A 14,424-nucleotide genomic window follows, 5' to 3' on the forward strand; every position below is an offset into this window, starting at 1 on the left:
CAGCGCGCTACACCACCGTCAGCGTCACGTCGATGTTGTTGCGCGTGGCGTTGGAGTACGGGCACACGATGTGGGCCCGCTGCACCAGGTCTTCGGCCTGGTCGCGCGCCATGCCGGGCAGCGAGATCTTCAGTTCGACCTCGATGCCGAAACCATTGGGAATGGGCCCGATGCCGACCGCGCCTTCGACCGAGACGTCGGCGGGAATGGCGATCTTGTCGCGGTTGGCCACGAATTTCATGGCGCCCAGGAAGCACGCCGAGTAGCCGGCCGCGAACAGTTGCTCGGGGTTGGTGCCGTCGCCGCCGGCGCCGCCCATTTCGCGCGGGGTGGTCAGTTTCACGTCCAGCACCTTGTCGGACGACACAGCGCGGCCGTCGCGGCCGCCGGTGGCCTTGGCATGGGCACGGTATACGACTTTTTCGAGAGACATGGCAGTTCCTTTCAGTGGGGTTCAGGGACAAGGGCGATTTCATCAAAGTACGGCTCGCCGCGGCCGGATACAAGTTGCTTGCAATTAAATAGTGCACTACCTTTTTCGCGGATAAATGGCCTGGCGGTTTTCATGCGTTGGCGCCCAGGCTATCGCGCAAGTGTTCGAGCCGGGCCTTCAGGGCCGCCAGGTCGGCCGGCGCGCACTCCGTGGCGCCCAACACCCCCACCGGCACCTGGGCCGCCTTCTGCCGCAGCTCGCGCCCGGCGCGGGTCAGGCCGACGATGACCTGGCGCTCGTCCTGCGCGGCGCGCAGGCGCGTGACCAGCCCGGCCGCTTCCATGCGCTTGAGCAGCGGCGTCAGCGTGGCCGAATCCAGGTACAGGCGGCGGCCGATGTCGGACAGCGTGAGCTGGTCCTGTTCCCACAGCACCATCATCACCAGGTATTGCGGATAGGTCAGCCCCAGCGGGCGCAGCAGTTTGCGATACACCTTGTTCATGGCCAGTACCGTGGAATGCAGGGCGAAGCAGAGCTGTTCGTCGAGCAGCAGCGACGGAGCGGCGGAGGAAGGAGCGCGGCGGCGGGTCATGATGGACGCATAATACATAGTGCGCTATTTAATCGCAAGTTATTTTTCTGTGGCGCGCGGACGCGCTTGCGGACCCTCGCTGCGCTCAGCCCGGCGCGGCGTCGAATGCCGTGTGGTATTGCACCGTGCCGCGCGCCCCGGCACGCCAGGCCAGCGCCATGAAATATTCGGGCGGCACATCGGGCAGCACCAGGGCCGGATCGGCGCGAAAGCCGAAGCGCCGGTAGAAATGCGGCTCGCCCAGCACCACGCAGCCGGCCGCGCCGCGCCCTTGCAGGCGCGCCAGGCCTTCCTGCACCAGCATCGAGCCGATGCCCCGGCCCTGCCAGGCCGGCGCCACGCTCACCGGCCCCAGGCCATACCAGCCCACGGCCTGCCCGGCCGGCCCGGCGATGCTGACCGGCGAGAACGCGGCGTGGCCCACCACCCGGCCGTCGTGCTCGGCCACCAGCGACAGCGCCAGCGCGCCTGCGGCGCGCAGCGCATCCACGATGGGGCCCTCGTTATGCTCGCTGAACGGCTGGTCGCGGAAAGCGTCCTGCGTGGCGGCGAAGATGGCGGCGATGTCGGCGTCGGTCTCGGAACGGATCAGCATGGCAACAGGTGGAAACTGCGTGGCGGGCGGCAGTACGTAGAATAGGCGGATACCGACCCGATATTACAGGCTCCCATGGAAACCGAACTCGACGGCCGCCTGCTCGCGCTGCGGCAGACCGTGGCGCTGGCCCTGGCGCTGTCCACCCGCAGCAATCCCCAGGCGACCGAGCTGGCGCTCGACATTCTGCAAGACCTGAAAGCCAGCGTGGACCGCGCGCCGGCCGACAGCCCGTTTGCCACGCCGCCCTGGGCGGGCGGGGCGCAGGATGAACTGGACAACATCGCGCGCCTGGTGCGCGCCTTCACCGAGCAGCCCGGATCCGACGCCGACACCTGAGCGCGACGTTGCCGGTCTGTTCGCTGCAAGGTGTTGCGGCGAAGTGTTAGACGCCCTGCGCGGTGGGGTGTCAGACACCCTGCGAGAAAGCGCGGCAGATCTCGGGCCGTCTCCCCGGGTGTCTGACACCTGGGTAGCGCGATACTCGCCGCGAGGTGTCTGACAGCTGGGTAACGACTGTCCTTCAGGCGCCTGGCATTCGCATGACTTGCAGGCGCTCTTCCCGGATGCCTGGCGCCTAGGCCAGCGCTTCGCGCGCGGCGCGCCGCAGCGCTTGCGGCGGCTGCCCATAGCGGCGGACGAAGGCGCGGCGCATGCGCTCGGCGTCGGCGAAGCCGGTCAGGCGGGCCACCGCGTCGATGGTCATGCCGCCCGCCTCGACCCGCGCGCGCGCCGCCTCGGCGCGGATGCGCTCGACCGCCTTGGCCGGCGTCTGCCCCGTCTCGGCCTTGAACAGGCGGATGAACTGGCGCGGGCTCAGGCAGGCGGCCGCGGCCAGTTCCTCGATGGTCAGCGGCGCGGTCAGGTGCTGGCCGATGTAGCCCAGCACGCGCCGGATGCGCTCGCTCTGCGGCGCCAGGTCCTGCAGCGCGGAAAACTGCGACTGGCCGCCGGCGCGCCGGTGATACACCACCATGTCGCGCGCGGCCTGGCGCGCCACCTCGGCGCCCAGATCGTCTTCCACCATGGCCAGCGCCAGGTCGATGCCGGCGGTGATGCCGGCCGACGTCCACACCGTGCCGTCGCGCAGGTAGATCTTGTCGCTGTCGACCTTGATGGCCGGGTAGCGGCGCTGCAGTTCGGCGGCGTGGCGCCAGTGCGTGGTGGCGCGGCGGCCGTCCAGCAGGCCGGCGTGCGCCAGCACGAAGGCGCCCGTGCACACGCTGGCCAGCCGCGCGCCCTGCGCCTGCGCGTCCAGCAGGAAGGCCCGCGGGCCGGGCGCCGCGCCGGCCAGCCGCGGACCCTCGCCGCCCGGCACCAGCACGATGCCGGGCCGCGCGTCGCGCCATGGACGCGTGATCACCTCCACCCCGGACGAACTGGCGACCCGCCCGCCGCGCGCCGACACCAGCTGCGGCGCATAGGCGGGGCCGCGGCGCCCACCGGCGAGTTCGCCGGCGGTCTGGAACACCGACAACGGGCCGGCCATGTCCAGCAACTGGAACCCGGGAATCATCAGGAAAGCGACCGAGATGCTCATGGCAATTTTCAAGGGAAATATGTCATTCGTGACATAGCATCGATCGCTACAGTGGGGCCTGTCAACCCTCCTTCGCCACTTGCTGCCCCATGTCTCCGTCTTCCCGCTTGCTCGCCGGGCGCCGCAACGCCCGCATCCTGGCCGTCTGCCAGGGCCTGTACATTGCCGCGATTTCCATCGACCTGACCCTCACCGCGCTGACCGGCCACATGCTGGCGCCCGACAAGGCGCTCGCCACGCTGCCCTTTGCGCTGATCACCGTGGCCGGCGCCATCGTGACCTGGTTCGCCTCGCTGTTGATGCAGCGCATCGGCCGGCGCGCCGGCTTCGCCCTGGGCGGCCTGGCCGGCGCGCTGGGCGGGCTGATATCCGTCTGGGCGGTATTCCGCGCCGATTTCTGGCTGTTCTGCGCCGGCACCGCCCTGGTCGGCGTATTCCAGGCCTTCGCCCAGTACTACCGCCTGGCGGCGGCCGACGCGGTCGAGGACGACGCCAAGGCGCGCGCCATTGCCGTGGTGATGGCCGGCGGCGTGATCGCCGCCCTGGCCGGCCCGGCGCTGGCGGCCTGGAGCCGCGACCTGTTCCCGCTGGCGACTTTTGCCGGCGCCTACCTGATGGTGGCGCTGCTGGGCGCGGCCAGCGTGGCGCTGCTGCTGGCCGGCTACCGCGACCTGGACGATGTCCCGGCCGGCGCCGGCCCGCGCGAGCCGGCCGCGCCGCCCCGCCCCCTGCGCGTGGTGGCGCGCCAGCCTATCTTCGTGGCGGCGCTGGCCAACAACGTGGTCGGCTCGGTCTCGATGATGTTCGTGATGACCGCCGCGCCGCTGGCGGCCGTGGCCTGCCACCACACCATCGACGACGGCGCCAACATCATGCAGTGGCACCTGGTCGGCATGTACGGCCCGGCCTTCTTCGCCGGCGCGCTGATCAAGCGCTGGGGCCTGCCGGTCATGCTGGGCCTGGGCATGGCCATCAACCTGGTCTCGGCCGCCGTCGCGATCGCCTCCACCAGCCTGCCGGCCTTCTACGTGGCGCTGTTCTGCCTGGGCGTGGGCTGGAATTTCATGTTCGTGGGCGGCACCACCCTGCTGGCGCAATCGTACCGGCCCGCCGAGCGCGGCCGCGCGCAAGGCGCCGCGGAGATGCTGCGCTACGCCGCCACCGCGCTGGCCACGCTGGCCGCCGGCCCGGCGCTGGACCGCTACGGCTGGCAGGCGGTCAACGCCGCCATGCTGCCCGTGGTGGCGCTGGCGGCCGCCATGACGGCCTGGTGGGTGATCGACACGCGGCGCCGTCCGCGGGCCGGCGTCGCGCGCGCCTAGGGCCTATCATGAACAGGCCCTAGCGGCGGGCCCCGGAAGCCATCGCCGAGGCACTGCATCGATCCCTGGAGAGGGCCGTACCGCTGCAATCTGTAGTTTAGAATTGCAACATCATGCGCCTTTCCGCCCGCGCCCTCGTCACGAGCCGCCACCGCGCCGTCATCTGGCTGGCGCTGTGCCTGTTCGCGCTGAAAGCGCTGGTGCCGCAGGGCTTCATGCCCAGCAGCCAGCCCGGCGCCACGCTGATCCAACTGTGCTCGGCGGCCGGCCCGGTATGGGTGGAAGGCCCTCACAAGGCCGGCCATCACCAGGACGCGCAGCACGCCGAGCAATCGGCGGTCTGCCCGGTCGGCGCGGCGCTGGCCGCCCTGCCCCTGGCCGCCGCGCCGGCCGCGGTGGCGCAGCCGCCCTCGGTGGTGGCGCTGCGCATCGCCGCGCGCGCGCCACCGCCGGCCGCCGCACTCGCCCCGCCTGGCGCCCCGCTCGGGGCGCGCGCCCCGCCTTTCTTCCTCGGTTAGTGCTGCCCGGACCGTCGCCCGACGCGACGGCCTCGTCCTTTTACTACCGAGAGATCCCATGCCTGTTCCATCCGCCAGGACATCCGTCCTGCCGCGGCGCACGGCCGTTTCCGCCGCGCTGGCCCTCGTGCTGGCGCAGCCGCCGGCGCGCGCGCAAGACGCCGACGCCGCGTCCGTGGCCACCCTGCCCGCCATTTCCGTATCCGGCGACACGCCGCTGCCCACGCTGCGCGAAAGCGCCGCCACCGGCTCGTTCCTGCAGCTCACCCCGTTCGAGACGCCCGCCAGCATCGACGTCATCACCAACGAACAACTGCGCCAGCGCGGCGACGTGACGGTGATGGACGCGGTCACCCAGGCCGCCGGCATCAGCGCTTTCCGCCATCCCGGCAACGGCGGCTCGTCGCTGTCCTCGCGCGGCTTCACCGACTCGAACTCGGTGGCCATCCTGTACGACGGCCTGCGCCAGTACGGCGGCCTGGGCCAGACTTTTGTCTACGACCCCTGGTCGGTCGACCGCATCGAAGTGCTGCGCGGCCCCGCCTCGGTGCTGTACGGCGAAGGCGCCATCGGCGGCGTGGTCAACGTGATCCCCAAGAAGCCGACGCGCGGCCCGGTCGAGAACGAGATCCAGGCCGCCGTGGGCACGCACGACACGCAGCGCCTGGCGTTCGGCAGCGGCGGCGCGCTCGACGAGCGCTGGTCGTACCGGCTGGACATCAGCGGCAACCGCAGCGACGCCGACATGAGCCTGGGCGAATCGAAGAACGCCGCCGTCACCGCCGCGCTGCGGCTGGACGTCTCGCCCGAACTCAACTTCACCCTGACGCAGGCCTATGCGTGGCAGGAGCCGACCCGCTATTTCGGCACGCCGCTGGTCGACGGCGAGATCGATTATTCGCTGCGCCACAAGAACTACAACGTGGCCGACAGCAAGATCATCTACCGCGACAGCCGCACCGAACTGCAGGCCGAATGGATGCCGAACGCCGCCACCACGGTGCGCGGCCGCGTCTACTACCTGGGCAGCAACCGCGACTACCGCGACGCCGAGAACTACACCTGGGTGCCGGCCAGCGGCCTGATCGAGCGCAGCGCCTACACCGACATCCGCCACGATCAGTCGCAGGTGGGCGCGCGCGCGGATGCCGCCTTCGACGGCCACCTGTTCGGCCTGCGCAACCAGGTCTCGGTGGGCGCCGAGCTGAACCGCAGCAAGCTCAAGCACACCAACAACTCGCCCTACGGCGGCACCTCGCTGGTGGACCCGTACGATTTCGAGCACGGCGACTTCATCAACGAGGCCGGCACCACGCCGCGCTATCGCAACACCGCCACGCAGTACGCGCTGTTCGCCGAAGACCGCCTGATGCTGACGGACCGCTGGTCGGTGCTGGGCGGCGTGCGCTACGACCACATCGACCTGGAGCGCGAAGACCTGGTCGCCGGCACCACCGCCTACCGCACCACCTTCACCAACGTGGGCTGGCGCGTCGGCACGGTATACGACTTGCTGCCGGACCTGGCGCTCTACGGGCAGTACTCGGAAGCCGCCGACCCGGTCGGCGGGCTGCTGTTGCTGTCCCCCGCCAACAAGGATTTCGACCTGGCGCAAGGCCGCCAGGTCGAGATCGGGCTGAAGCAGACCTTCTGGGACAACAAGGGAGAATGGACCCTGGCCGCCTATCACATCCGCAAGAAGGACCTGGTCACGCGCGACCCCGACGACCCGTCGCTGCGCGTGCAGGTGGGCAGCCAGTCGAGCCGCGGCCTGGAGCTGACCGTGGGGGTGGAGCTGGCGCGCGACTGGCGCATCGACTTCAACGGCGCCATCCTGGATGCCCGCTACGACGATTTCACCGACACCTCGGGCGGCGCGGCGGTGTCGCGGCGCGGCAATGTGCCGCCCGACGTGCCCGAGCGCCTGGCCAACCTGTGGGTCAGCTGGAAGTTCATGCCGCGCTGGACCGCCAGCGCGGGCCTGCGCTACGTCGGCAAGCGCTACGCCGACAGCGCCAATGAGCTGGAAATGGCCGCCTACACCACCACCAACCTGGCGCTGCAATGGGAGCCGCGCCGCGACCTGAGCCTGGCGCTGCGCGCCTACAACGTGTTCGACAAGCAATACGCCGAAACCGCCTACTACAACCAGACCCAATGGCTGCTGGGCGCCGGACGGCGCGTGGAGCTGTCGGCCAACTACCGGTTCTGAACGACATGACGACAACCCCTTCTAACATCGCCGCCCAGGACAGCGTTCGCCGCGCCGACGTCTACCGCGCGGTATGGCGCTGGCATTTCTACGCCGGCCTGCTGGTGCTGCCCTTTCTCATCCTGCTGGCGGCCACCGGCGCGCTGTACCTGTTCCACAACGAGATCGAGGATGCCTGGTACCACGACCTGCGGCACGTCGAGGCGCGCGACGCGCCGGCCCTGCCGCCCTCGGCACTGGCGCAGGCTGCCCTGCGCGCCCACCCCGGCACCCTGGCCAAGTACCTGCCGCCCGCCGCGCCGGACGCCGCCGCCCAGGTGGTGGTCAAGCCGGCCGGCGGCGCCAGCCTCGGTGTGTACGTCGACCCCTACGACGGCCGGGTGCTGGGCGCGCTGGGCGAACGCGACACCCTGATGTGGACCGTCCGGCGCTTGCACAGCCTGGACTACTTCGGCCCCATCGCCAACGGCGCGATCGAGATCGCCGCCGGCTGGTCGATCCTGCTGGTGCTGACCGGCGCCTACCTGTGGTGGCCGCGCGGGCGCCGGCAGGGCGTGGTGAGCGTGCGTGGCGGCCCGCGCCAGCGCGTGTTCTGGCGCGACCTGCACGCGGTCACGGGCGCGGCGGTGGCGCTGTTCATCCTGTTCCTGGCGCTGACCGGCATGCCGTGGTCGCTGGTGTGGGGCGGCAAGGTCAACCAATGGGCCAACGGCAACAACTTCGGCTATCCTGCCGGCGTGCGCGTGGCCGTGCCGATGTCCGACGAGCACCTGGCGCACATGGGCCACACCACCTGGTCGCTGGAGCAGGCGCGCGTGCCGGAGTCGGCCGCGCCGCACCACGCCGGCCAGCCGATCGGCCTGGACGCGGCGGTGCGCGCCGTCGAGCGCCTGGGCCTGGCGCCCGGCTACGCCATCAACGTGCCGCAGTCCGCCACCGGGGTCTACACCGCGTCGGTGTACCCCGACGACCTGGCGCGCCAGCGCGTGGTGCACCTGGACCAATACACCGGCCAGCCGCTGCTGGACATGAGCTACCGCGACTACGGCCCGCTGGGCAAGGCGCTGGAATGGGGCATCAACGTGCACATGGGGCAGGAGTTCGGGCTGGCCAACCAGTTGATCCTGCTGGCCGCCTGCCTGGGCATCGTGCTGCTGTGCGTGGCCGGCGCGGTCATGTGGTGGAAGCGCCGCCCGGCCGGCGGTCTGGGCATCCCGCCGCTGCCGGCCTCGCGCGGCGCGCTGCGCGGCGTCCTGGCCCTGCTGGTGGCCGGCGGGATCGTGTTCCCGCTGGTGGGCGCCTCGCTGCTGGTCATGCTGGCGCTCGACCTGGCGGTGCAGCGCCGCGCCCGCGTTGACACCCGTTCGTACGGCGTGTAGCTTAAGCACCTGTCATGAACCGACGCGCGCCCCATACTCACCTGCATACCGCACCGGCCCTTGCCGGCGCGGCGCGCGCGTCGCGTCTTTTCCTCGTCGTAGCCCCCGTCGCCCCGCCGCCGGGCGTCGTCGCGGGCCGCGCGGCCCCGCCGCCGCCGCCCGCCGCCGTCCTGGGCTGATCCCAGCCCGCCTGGCCGCTCCCGCAGCTTCCCCTTGAATTCGCCGTCCGGCGCCTGCGCCGGCCGCGTGCGGGAGCCCGTTCGTTTCCTTGACGGGACACTACGATGATCGATGCAAAAACGGCCTGCAAGGCCTATGGCGCCACCACCCTGTTCGTGCTGCTGTGGGGCAGCGGCGCCATCTTCTCGAAATGGGGCCTGGCGCACGCCACGCCCTTTGCCTTCCTGGCGCTGCGCTTCGCGCTGGCGCTGGCGGCCCTGCTGGCGCTGGGCGGCCTGGCCCGCCAGCCCTGGCTGCCCCCGGCCGGGACGCGCGGCCGCGTGGCCGCCACCGGCCTGACCATGATCGGCGGCTATTCCATCTGCTACTTCCTGGCCCTGGACCACGGCATCACGCCGGGCGTGCTGGCCACCACCCTGGACGCGCAGCCGCTGCTGACGCTGGCGCTGCTGGAACGCCGCTTCCCGCTGCCGCGCCTGCTCGGGCTGGCCCTGGCCATGGCCGGGCTGGCGCTGGTGGTGTGGGACAGCATCGGCCTGGCCCGCTACTCGGCCGTCGGCATGCTGTACGCGCTGGGCGCGCTGTTGTGCATGACGGGCGGCGCGATCCTGCAGAAGAGCCTGCGCCAGCCGCCCCTGCGCGCCCTGCCGCTGCAATATGCGGCCGGCTTGCTGCTGTGCCTGGCGTGCGTGCCGTTCCAGCCCTGGCGAGTGGACGCCGGCCCGCAGTTGCTGGTGCCGCTGCTATGGCTGGGGCTGGTGATTTCGGTGGGCGCCACGCTGCTGCTGTACCGCTTGATCCAGGCCGGCAACCTGGTCAACGTCACCAGCCTGTTCTACCTGGTGCCCGGGGTCACGGCGCTGCTGGACTACCTGCTGCTGGGCAACCGCCTGTCGCTGCCGGCCCTGGCCGGCATGGCCGCCATCCTGGGCGGCCTGGCGCTAGTGCTGCGCACGGCGCCCGGACCGGCGCCCGGCAAGCAGCCCGCGTGAGGCCCGCGCCGGCCATGGGCGCGGCCCCGGGGGATCAGGCCGCCGGCCCCCGCGCGCCGGCGGCCGGCCCGCGCAGCAGGCCCAGGAAGATCTCCGCCAGTTGCGCAGCGAGCGCCTGGCCATCGTGCTCGCCGCGCGCGATCGCGTCGTCCACCGCGCCGTGCATGCCGTGGAACAGCACGATGGCGGTCAGGCGCGGCGCGGCCAGCGTCCAGTTGCCGGCGCGCTGGCCGTCGGCCAGGATCCGCTCCAGCTGGTCCAGTACGTCGTGCTTCTCGCGCGTGCCGCGGTCGCCGTGGCGCGCGTCGTGGAACACCACGTCGTGCAGCCGGTAGTCGGCCAGGTAGGCGGCCACGCCGGCGTGGGTCCAGGCCCGCACCCGCGCCGCGCCGTCTTCCGGCGCGCAGGCCCGCACCGCCTCGTCCACCCGCGCCAGGAACCCCTGCGAGAACTTGGCCCGCAGCGCCAGCAGGATGTCGTGCTTGGAGGCGAAGTAATGATAGAAAGTGCCCTTGGCCACGCCGGCCGCCTCGACAATGTCGCTCACCGTGGCCGCCTCGACCCCCTTGGCGATGAACAATTGCTCGGCGGCCGCCATCAGCTCGTCCAGCCGCACCTCCGGCGGCTTGGTGCGGGGCGGCCGGACGGGGCCGGCGGGCGGCGGGGTGGATGGACGGCGGGCCGGACGCATGGGCAGGGATAAGCGGGCAAAACCCCGAGTGTAGAAGATGCGCCGCCTGGCATCCTGCCTTACATAGGAATGATTCTTTTTTCAATTGACCGACGGTCGGTCGATAAATAAAATGAACCCTTCCCGGATCAACCATGCGCCCGCCCCATGCTGCCCGCCCGCCAACTCGCCCTGGTCGCCGCCGTGTGCCTCGGCACCTTCATCACGGTGCTGGACATCAGTATCGTCAACGTCGCCCTGCCCACCTTGCAGGCCGCGCTGGACACGGACATCGCCGGGTTGCAGTGGGTGGTGGACGCCTACGCGCTGTGCCTGTCGGCCTTCATGCTGTCGGCCGGCCCGCTGGGCGACCGCTACGGCCGGCGGCGCGCCTGGCTGGGCGGCGTGGCGCTGTTCATGCTGGGGTCGGCGCTGTGCGCCGCCGCCACCGGCCTGCCTTTGCTGCTGGCCGGCCGCGCCGTGCAGGGCGTGGCCGGCGCGCTGCTGATCCCAGGCGCGCTGTCGATCCTGACCCAGGCCTTCACCGAACCGGCCCGACGCGCCCACGTGATCGGCGCATGGTCCTCGTTCACCGCCATTTCGCTGATCGTCGGCCCCATGCTGGGCGGCGTGCTGGTCGACCATGCCGGCTGGCAGAGCATCTTCCTGATCAACCTGCCGGTGGGCGCGCTGGCGGTCGGCCTGGGCCTGTGGGCCATTCCCGAAAGCGCGCACCCCGAGCATGCCGCGTTCGACCCGGCCGGCCAGGCTCTCAGCATCGGCTGGCTGGGCGCGCTGACCTACGGGCTGATCGCCGCCGGCGAACACGGCTGGCGCCACGCCGGCACTCAATGGGCGCTGGCCCTGGCGGCCGCCGGCCTGGTTGCGTTCATCGCGGTGGAGCGGCGCGCCGCCCGGCCGGTGCTGCCGCTGGCGCTGTTCCGCCACAACGGCTTCGCGGTCAACAATTGCGCCTCGTTCGTGCTGGGCTTTTCGGGCTACAGCAGCCTGTTCTTTTTCTCGCTGTTCCTGCAGCAGGTGCAGGGGCTGTCGCCCATGGCCACGGGCTGGCAGCTAGCGCCGCAATTCGTCGCCATGGGCGCCATGGCGGTGCTGTTCGGCCGGCTGAGCGCGCGCATCGCGCTGCCGCGGCTGATGATCGCCGGCTATGCGCTGATGGGCGCGGCCATGCTGGCCATGGCCTCCTTCACCGCCGCCACCGGCGCGGGCCGGGTCAGCGCCCTGATGACGCTGCTGGGCATCGGCATGGGCCTGGCCGTGCCGGCCACCAGCATGGCGGTCATGGGCTCGGTGGCGCGCGAGCGCTCGGGCATGGCCTCGGCCACCATGAACGCGCTGCGCCAGACCGGCATGGCGGTGGGCATCGCGCTGCTGGGCACGCTGATGAGCGCCCAGGCCGTCGAGGCCCTGGCCCGGCGGCTGGCGCAGGCCGGCGCCGCCGACGCGCTTGCCGTGGCGCGCGCCGCCATCACCCAGCACAGCATGCCCGCCGCGCTGCGCGGCGCCTATGCCGAGGCCATGGCCGGCGGCTTCCAGGCGGCCATGATCGCGGCTGGCGGCGCGGCATTGCTGGCCGCCGCCCTGCTGGCCGCCGAGCGCTTCCTGCGCCCGGTTCCGCACCGGGAATTAGCGTGAAATAGAAGCTTTTGGCCACAAAACACGACCGATTCAGCAGCCTGTACGGTGCAATGCTTTACCATTGCCCCCTAGGAATGACCCGCCTGCGCTTGCAATGCTGGCGGGTCATGCCTTTTTCCCCCTCAATCAAGGAGATCTCACTGATGACGAAAAAGACGCTGCTCGCCGCCGCATTGCTGGCTGGTTTCGCAGGTGCGGCCCAGGCTGAGACGTCGGTCACTCTCTATGGTGTCATCGACACCGGCATCGGCTACAACAAAATCAAGGGCGACGGATACGACGGCAGCCGCATCGGCATGATCAACGGCATCCAGGCCGGCTCGCGCTGGGGCCTGCGCGGCACCGAAGACCTGGGCGACGGCCTGCGCGCCGTGTTCACCCTGGAAAGCGGCTTCGATTCCGGCAACGGTTCCCGCGCGCAGGGCGACCGCCTGTTCGGCCGCCAGGCCACCATCGGCCTGGCCAGCGACAGCTGGGGCACCGTGGAATTCGGCCGCCAGACCAACATGGCCTCGAAATACCTGGCCGACATCGATCCGTTCTACACCAGCTACACGCAGGCCAACCTGGGCCTGGGCTTCAGCTCGGCCAACACCACCCGCTGGGACAACATGGTGATGTACCGCTCGCCTTCGTGGGGCGGCTTCGAGTTCGGCGCCGGCTACTCGTTCAACGTCGATGACGGCAACGACGACCAGACCGGCTTCCGCACCGCCGACAACACCCGCGGCATCACCGCCGGCCTGCGCTACGTCAACGGCCCGCTGAACGCGGCGCTGACCTACGACCAGCTCAACGGCAGCAACAGCAGCAGCCAGATCGACAACAGCGCCACCCCGCGCCAGTACGCCGTCGGCCTGTCGTACGACTTCGAAGTGCTGAAGCTGGCGGCCGCCTACGCGCGCACCACCGACGGCTGGTTCACCGGCCAGGACGTGCCGGCCGGCACGCCGTTCAGCAACGAGTTCGGCTCGAACCGCTTCGTCGACGGCTTCAAGGCCAATTCGTACATGGTGGGCGCGACCTTGCCCATCGGCGGCGCCAGCAACGTGTTCGCCTCGTGGCAGCGCGTCGACCCGTCCAACGACCGCCTGACCGGCGGCGACTCCACCATGAACGTGTGGAGCCTGGGCTACACCTACGACCTGTCCAAGCGCACCAACCTGTACGCCTACGGTTCGTACGGCAAGGACTACGCCTTCATCGACGGCCTCAAGAGCACGGCCGCCGGCGTCGGCATCCGCCACCGCTTCTAACGCGGTTCGGGCGGCGGGCCCGGCGCGGCCCGCCGCCATTGCGCCAAGGGCGGGACCATCACGCGATCGCCCATCCGGCGCCTGGCGCACAGCCGTCCGGCTTTATCGATAATCCTATTGACGATAGCGCCATCCCGGGCGTAGCCTGCCTGCACCTTCGACCAGGCCGCGTCACGATGACTTCCTCCCACGATACCCCGCCCGTCGACCACACCCTCTGCCTGGGCCCGCTGCCCGACGTGGCCCCGGCCAGCTTCGACATTCCGCCCGGCGCCTGCGACACGCACGCCCACGTCATCGGCGACGGCGTGCGCCACCCCTACGTGGCAAACCGCAGCTACACGCCGCCGCCCGCCCCCGAAGAAAACTACCTGGCCATGCTGGCTGCCTGCGGCATGGCGCGCGGCGTGCTGGTGCAGGTCAGCGTGCACGGCACCGACAACCGCTACATGCTGGACGTGCTGCGCCGCCATCCCGGCCAGCTGCGCGGCGTGGCCGTGGTGGACCCCGACGTGCCCGACCGCGAACTGGCGGCCATGCACGCGGCCGGCGTGCGCGGCGTGCGCTTCAACGTGTTGTTCGGCGGCGGCGTCGGCGTGGAAGCGGTCGACCGCCTCGCCCCCCGCCTGGCGGAACTGGGCTGGCACGCGCAGTTCCTGATGGACGTGCGGCGCCTGCCCGAGCTGGCGCCGCGCCTGGCCCGCCTGCCGGTGCCCTGCGTGTTCGACCACATGGGCCACATGCCGGTCGCCGCGGGCATGCAGCACCCCGGCTTCCAGGCGCTGCTGCGCGGCGTGCGGGACCACGGCTGGTGGGCCAAGCTCTCGGGCGCCTACCGCATCAGCGAGCAGTTCGACCATTACGACGACGTCACGCCGTGGGCGCAGGCGCTGATCGAGGCCGCGCCCGACCGCATGGTGTGGGGCAGCGACTGGCCGCACGTGGCCATCCCGCGCATGCCGGACACCGGCGTGCTGCGCAACCTGCTGCCCAAATGGGCGCCCGATCCGGCGCAGCGCCGGCGCATCCTGGTGGACAACCCGCAGGCCCTGTACGACTTTCCCGCCGCCTGAGCG

General features: G+C 70.9%; 14 protein-coding genes. 9 read left to right on the plus strand and 5 right to left on the minus strand.

The window, feature by feature from the left end; genetic code table 11:
* Window positions 1-7: 7 nt before the first annotated feature.
* The 3 genes from ACKTT0_RS23935 to ACKTT0_RS23945 all read right to left on the minus strand — a co-directional run bounded on the left by ACKTT0_RS23935 (window position 8) and on the right by ACKTT0_RS23945 (window position 1,620).
* Entirely contained in the window at window positions 8-433 is a 426-nt protein-coding gene (locus ACKTT0_RS23935; protein WP_407852214.1) for an organic hydroperoxide resistance protein, read from the minus strand.
* Between the two features lie 130 nt (window positions 434-563).
* Window positions 564-1,025 carry a MarR family winged helix-turn-helix transcriptional regulator gene (locus ACKTT0_RS23940; protein WP_407852215.1) on the minus strand — a complete coding sequence of 154 codons (462 nt, stop codon included), beginning with the start codon at window positions 1,023-1,025 and terminating at the stop codon, window positions 564-566.
* A gap of 85 nt (window positions 1,026-1,110) precedes the next feature.
* Window positions 1,111-1,620, minus strand: coding sequence for a GNAT family N-acetyltransferase (locus ACKTT0_RS23945; RefSeq protein WP_407852216.1), 510 nt, complete (start codon window positions 1,618-1,620; stop codon window positions 1,111-1,113).
* Window positions 1,621-1,695: 75 nt separating this feature from the next.
* On the opposite strand from ACKTT0_RS23945, the gene ACKTT0_RS23950 reads away from it, so the two are divergent.
* On the plus strand, window positions 1,696-1,959 hold the full coding sequence (locus ACKTT0_RS23950; RefSeq protein ID WP_407852217.1) for a hypothetical protein: 264 nt from the start codon (window positions 1,696-1,698) through the stop codon (window positions 1,957-1,959).
* 238 nt (window positions 1,960-2,197) lie between these two features.
* Here ACKTT0_RS23950 and ACKTT0_RS23955 read toward each other — a convergent pair whose 3' ends face one another.
* Window positions 2,198-3,160 carry a GlxA family transcriptional regulator gene (locus ACKTT0_RS23955; RefSeq protein ID WP_407852218.1) on the minus strand — a complete coding sequence of 321 codons (963 nt, stop codon included), beginning with the start codon at window positions 3,158-3,160 and terminating at the stop codon, window positions 2,198-2,200.
* 89 nt (window positions 3,161-3,249) lie between these two features.
* On the opposite strand from ACKTT0_RS23955, the gene ACKTT0_RS23960 reads away from it, so the two are divergent.
* The 5 genes from ACKTT0_RS23960 (at window position 3,250) to ACKTT0_RS23980 (ending at window position 9,763) form a co-directional block, all read left to right on the plus strand.
* On the plus strand, window positions 3,250-4,482 hold the full coding sequence (locus tag ACKTT0_RS23960) for an MFS transporter (protein WP_407852219.1): 1,233 nt from the start codon (window positions 3,250-3,252) through the stop codon (window positions 4,480-4,482).
* 113 nt (window positions 4,483-4,595) lie between these two features.
* Entirely contained in the window at window positions 4,596-5,000 is a 405-nt protein-coding gene (locus ACKTT0_RS23965) for a DUF2946 family protein (protein ID WP_407852220.1), read from the plus strand.
* Between the two features lie 58 nt (window positions 5,001-5,058).
* Entirely contained in the window at window positions 5,059-7,212 is a 2,154-nt protein-coding gene (locus ACKTT0_RS23970; protein WP_407852221.1) for a TonB-dependent receptor, read from the plus strand.
* A 5-nt stretch (window positions 7,213-7,217) separates the two neighbouring features.
* Complete coding sequence (locus tag ACKTT0_RS23975; protein WP_407852222.1) at window positions 7,218-8,591, plus strand: PepSY-associated TM helix domain-containing protein; 1,374 nt, start codon at window positions 7,218-7,220, stop codon at window positions 8,589-8,591.
* A gap of 284 nt (window positions 8,592-8,875) precedes the next feature.
* Window positions 8,876-9,763: a DMT family transporter gene (locus ACKTT0_RS23980; RefSeq protein ID WP_407852223.1), complete on the plus strand. Its 888-nt coding sequence runs from the start codon at window positions 8,876-8,878 to the stop codon at window positions 9,761-9,763.
* Between the two features lie 34 nt (window positions 9,764-9,797).
* Here ACKTT0_RS23980 and ACKTT0_RS23985 read toward each other — a convergent pair whose 3' ends face one another.
* Window positions 9,798-10,454, minus strand: a complete 657-nt coding sequence (locus tag ACKTT0_RS23985; RefSeq protein ID WP_407852224.1) for a TetR/AcrR family transcriptional regulator — start codon at window positions 10,452-10,454, stop codon at window positions 9,798-9,800.
* A gap of 147 nt (window positions 10,455-10,601) precedes the next feature.
* On the opposite strand from ACKTT0_RS23985, the gene ACKTT0_RS23990 reads away from it, so the two are divergent.
* From ACKTT0_RS23990 to ACKTT0_RS24000, 3 genes are all read left to right on the plus strand, one after another.
* Window positions 10,602-12,089, plus strand: a complete 1,488-nt coding sequence (locus ACKTT0_RS23990) for an MFS transporter (RefSeq protein WP_407852225.1) — start codon at window positions 10,602-10,604, stop codon at window positions 12,087-12,089.
* Between the two features lie 146 nt (window positions 12,090-12,235).
* Window positions 12,236-13,348 (plus strand): porin, encoded by a 1,113-nt coding sequence (locus ACKTT0_RS23995; protein WP_407852226.1) that lies wholly within the window; start codon window positions 12,236-12,238, stop codon window positions 13,346-13,348.
* Window positions 13,349-13,524: 176 nt separating this feature from the next.
* Complete coding sequence (locus ACKTT0_RS24000; RefSeq protein ID WP_407852227.1) at window positions 13,525-14,421, plus strand: amidohydrolase family protein; 897 nt, start codon at window positions 13,525-13,527, stop codon at window positions 14,419-14,421.
* Window positions 14,422-14,424 lie beyond the last annotated feature (3 nt).

It is taken from the genome of Bordetella saccharivorans (assembly GCF_045862855.1).
GTDB lineage: Bacteria > Pseudomonadota > Gammaproteobacteria > Burkholderiales > Burkholderiaceae_B > Bordetella_A > Bordetella_A petrii_F.

Coding starts and splice junctions, on each gene's coding strand:
- ACKTT0_RS23995 (WP_407852226.1), top strand. CDS start 12,236: ATGACGAAAAAGACGCTGCTCGCCGCCGCATTGCTGGCTGGTTTCGCA.
- ACKTT0_RS23970 (WP_407852221.1), top strand. CDS start 5,059: ATGCCTGTTCCATCCGCCAGGACATCCGTCCTGCCGCGGCGCACGGCC.
- ACKTT0_RS23965 (WP_407852220.1), top strand. CDS start 4,596: ATGCGCCTTTCCGCCCGCGCCCTCGTCACGAGCCGCCACCGCGCCGTC.
- ACKTT0_RS23960 (WP_407852219.1), top strand. CDS start 3,250: ATGTCTCCGTCTTCCCGCTTGCTCGCCGGGCGCCGCAACGCCCGCATC.
- ACKTT0_RS23980 (WP_407852223.1), top strand. CDS start 8,876: ATGATCGATGCAAAAACGGCCTGCAAGGCCTATGGCGCCACCACCCTG.
- ACKTT0_RS23955 (WP_407852218.1), bottom strand. CDS start 3,160: ATGAGCATCTCGGTCGCTTTCCTGATGATTCCCGGGTTCCAGTTGCTG.
- ACKTT0_RS23935 (WP_407852214.1), bottom strand. CDS start 433: ATGTCTCTCGAAAAAGTCGTATACCGTGCCCATGCCAAGGCCACCGGC.
- ACKTT0_RS23950 (WP_407852217.1), top strand. CDS start 1,696: ATGGAAACCGAACTCGACGGCCGCCTGCTCGCGCTGCGGCAGACCGTG.
- ACKTT0_RS23990 (WP_407852225.1), top strand. CDS start 10,602: ATGCTGCCCGCCCGCCAACTCGCCCTGGTCGCCGCCGTGTGCCTCGGC.
- ACKTT0_RS24000 (WP_407852227.1), top strand. CDS start 13,525: ATGACTTCCTCCCACGATACCCCGCCCGTCGACCACACCCTCTGCCTG.
- ACKTT0_RS23985 (WP_407852224.1), bottom strand. CDS start 10,454: ATGCGTCCGGCCCGCCGTCCATCCACCCCGCCGCCCGCCGGCCCCGTC.
- ACKTT0_RS23975 (WP_407852222.1), top strand. CDS start 7,218: ATGACGACAACCCCTTCTAACATCGCCGCCCAGGACAGCGTTCGCCGC.
- ACKTT0_RS23940 (WP_407852215.1), bottom strand. CDS start 1,025: ATGACCCGCCGCCGCGCTCCTTCCTCCGCCGCTCCGTCGCTGCTGCTC.
- ACKTT0_RS23945 (WP_407852216.1), bottom strand. CDS start 1,620: ATGCTGATCCGTTCCGAGACCGACGCCGACATCGCCGCCATCTTCGCC.